Origin of the sequence: Bifidobacterium sp., assembly GCF_050874245.1 — a bacterium.
Lineage (GTDB): Bacteria > Actinomycetota > Actinomycetes > Actinomycetales > Bifidobacteriaceae > Bifidobacterium.
This window is the reverse complement of sequence record NZ_JBNMKH010000141.1, coordinates 1-2,779: the sequence shown is the minus strand read 5'-3', so window position 1 is coordinate 2,779 and position 2,779 is coordinate 1. Positions and strand designations below refer to the sequence as shown.

The window sequence follows — 2,779 nt, the reverse complement described above, 5'->3', positions numbered from 1 at the left end:
GCCTCTTCCGGAGTGAGCCTTTGCAGCACCGGTCCGAATGCCCTTGAATCCTTCATCGATCTCCGCCTTTTTGGTATGTCGTCTCTTTGGTACGACTTGGTATGACGCGGTTTTGGTATGTCCGATTTGCGTCGAAACCAACAATGAAACCAATAACGAAGCCAATGGTATGGTCTCGATGCTTCAATTTCCGCCACCGAAATAGGCGGTCACGCACTTGTTACAGAACGGAAACGGCAAGCAGACCAATCATGTTGTTTTATGCTGAATTGGTATGGCCAATAGACCAATCCGCGTCCGCAGGCAAGGCATTGACAAACATCGGCAAAAACATGGCAAAGACATCGGCAAAGCGAGGATAAGCATGGCTTCCACGACGAACGGCCCATCCCACAGCGAGACCGTCATACCACCGATTGAATTCGTCAATCGCAATATCAGCGGGCAGATCGCCGACCATCTCGAAAAGCTCATCATGACGGGCGTGCTCAAACCCGGGGAACGTCTCCCCGCGGAACGCGCGCTGGCCGAACAGTTCAAGGTCTCACGGACCTCCATACGCGAGGCACTGTCCGAACTCGAATCCAAACAACTCGTCGAACGGGTCCAAGGACGAGGCAGCACTGTGCTCGACCCCATGTCGAACACCCGGAAACTGGCGGCCATGCTCGAATCGACCGACATCGAGCTCAAAAATGCCACGGAATTGCGCGAATCGCTCGAACCCCGGATCGCGGCCTTCGCGGCGCAACGCGCCCTTCCGACCCATATCGCCGCATTGCGAGGCATCCTCGACAAGGAAGAGGACGAAAACCTCAGCCAAGCGCAATCGATGAGACTCGACATCCAATTCCATCTGCTGCTCGCGCACGCCACCGGCAACAAACTGCTGCTCACCATTCTGCAGTTCACGTTCAAATGCACCGAGCATGTGAGGGAACTGTCCCATCAGACCCCTACCGGCCGTAGGATCTCGCACATGGGGCATCAAGCCGTTTTCGAAGCCGTCAGCTCCGGTGACGCGCAGGCCGCCGAACAAGCGATGAAACGGCACCTCGCCGACGTCCACGACGTCAGCGCGCTGGTGGGTTAGGCCGTACGCCTCTCCCTATGCCCTCTCCCCTATCCTAAAAAACGGCAGACTCGCATTCCCTCCTCTTTGCAAACCGCCGTATGACATCCGCCATTCGAATTGGCCGCGAAATGCTTCCGGAGTACTTCCAAAAGCTCTCAAACGTTTCCACACACCCCCGAAAGGCGATTTCGGTATCGTGTAGCAGGTGCTTTTGTGTCACGATCCGAAAAAACGGGCAAAAATTGAAATCGTGACACAAATCTCAGCGGAGAGATACCCCCGAAATAGCTTTTCCTGGGCTAATCGCACTAAAAAGCATGGTTAGGGGGTAAAGAAGGAGCGTCAGATGTGTCACGATTCGAAAAAACAGCCGAAATTCGGGATCGTGACACAAATTGCGGCGAATCATGGGCAACCGGAGGCAGATTGCGGCATCGTTCTGCCATATGCAACAAATCTTCTCCAGCTCCGACACACTGCCGACGGTTCGCTACGCCTCTCAGCGCAAGAAATTTGTTCACCGGCATAATGGATGGCGCTTCCCGTTCTCTAGCGATGAGCATGGGCATATCTCTGGAAAATCAAGCATTGCAGACATGTGATGCACAAAACGGACGATTTCGTTGCCGTATTCCACAGCTTCCACCGCTTGCCACAGCCGCCAAAAAGGGGAAGCACGAAAGGCATGGAAAAAGACGCGAAGACAGACATGAAAAGCCCACCCGGGAAAAGGGAGCCCGGGTGGGCGGGAAAGGAAGAGAGAAAGAATCAGAAAAAGCTTACTTGGCGGCCTCCTTCTTCTTGCCGTCAGTGGACTTGTCGCCGCTCTTCGGCATGACCCAGAACTTGAGCAGCGGATAGCTGACGACCACGGCGAGCAGGGTATTGACCACGGAGGCGATGGTGCCCGCGATGCCCGCGTTCATGCCCCAGCCCTGGCACAGGCCGGTCACGTAGCCCGGCAGCACGAGGTTCACCACCACGATGATCACGGCGAGGATCACATACTTCCAAGCGGCGTCCTTGAAGCTGGAGTCGGACTTGAACACCCACTTCATCTGCACGAAGAAGTTCACCACCTGCGCGAGCACCTCGGCCAGCAGGAAGGTGAGGAATCCGCCCAGACCGTTGCCCTTGGTGTCGTAGTTGAAGATCAGGAAGTGGAACGGCTGGGTGAGGCCCATGCCGGAAATGAAGATGGCGGTGCCGATCCACGTCACCACGAAGCGGGTGATGGTGGAGATGTTCGACAGCACGTTGAACAGGATGAACTCCCAGATGTTCGGATGGTCCTTGATCCACTGGCGGATCGGCCCGACCTTCTTCTCGCCGGCGGTTCCAGCCGGCTTCGCAGCGTTGTTGTCAGTCATGGTTCAGCTCCTTTGCGGTGCGCTTGTTTGCGGATTGGTTGCGGAAGAAGCCGGCGATCACGCCGCCCAATCCGCGGAAGGTATGGCCATTGGCGATCTTCACGATGGCATCGACCATCGCCGAATCGACCATGCCTTGGGTCATCTTGCTCATGGCGCGAGGCGGCATGTTGAGGATGAACAGGGTGTTCAGATCCGGAGAGCCGGTCTTCTCAAGGATCTTCGCTTCTCGCTTGGTCAGCGTCTTGGCGACGGTGCGCGCCGCGAATCCCTTGGAATCCACCCACGACATGATCGGATCGTTGACGCCGAACGTCGTCGGCTTGCCGGGGGC

General features: G+C 56.4%; 2 protein-coding genes and 1 pseudogene. 1 reads left to right on the top strand and 2 read right to left on the bottom strand.

From position 1 onward, the window contains the following. Window positions 1-364 precede the first annotated feature (364 nt). Complete coding sequence (locus tag ACR0P8_RS09245) at window positions 365-1,093, top strand: FadR/GntR family transcriptional regulator (RefSeq protein WP_432624780.1); 729 nt, start codon at window positions 365-367, stop codon at window positions 1,091-1,093. A gap of 761 nt (window positions 1,094-1,854) precedes the next feature. On the opposite strand, the gene ACR0P8_RS09240 is transcribed toward ACR0P8_RS09245, so the two are convergent. Both ACR0P8_RS09240 and ACR0P8_RS09235 read right to left on the bottom strand, forming a co-directional pair. Continuing rightward, complete coding sequence (locus ACR0P8_RS09240; protein WP_432624779.1) at window positions 1,855-2,445, bottom strand: GtrA family protein; 591 nt, start codon at window positions 2,443-2,445, stop codon at window positions 1,855-1,857. Then, window positions 2,438-2,779, bottom strand: a pseudogene (locus ACR0P8_RS09235) (glycosyl hydrolase); the annotation flags it as partial. The pseudogene ACR0P8_RS09235 and the gene ACR0P8_RS09240, both read right to left, overlap by 8 nt.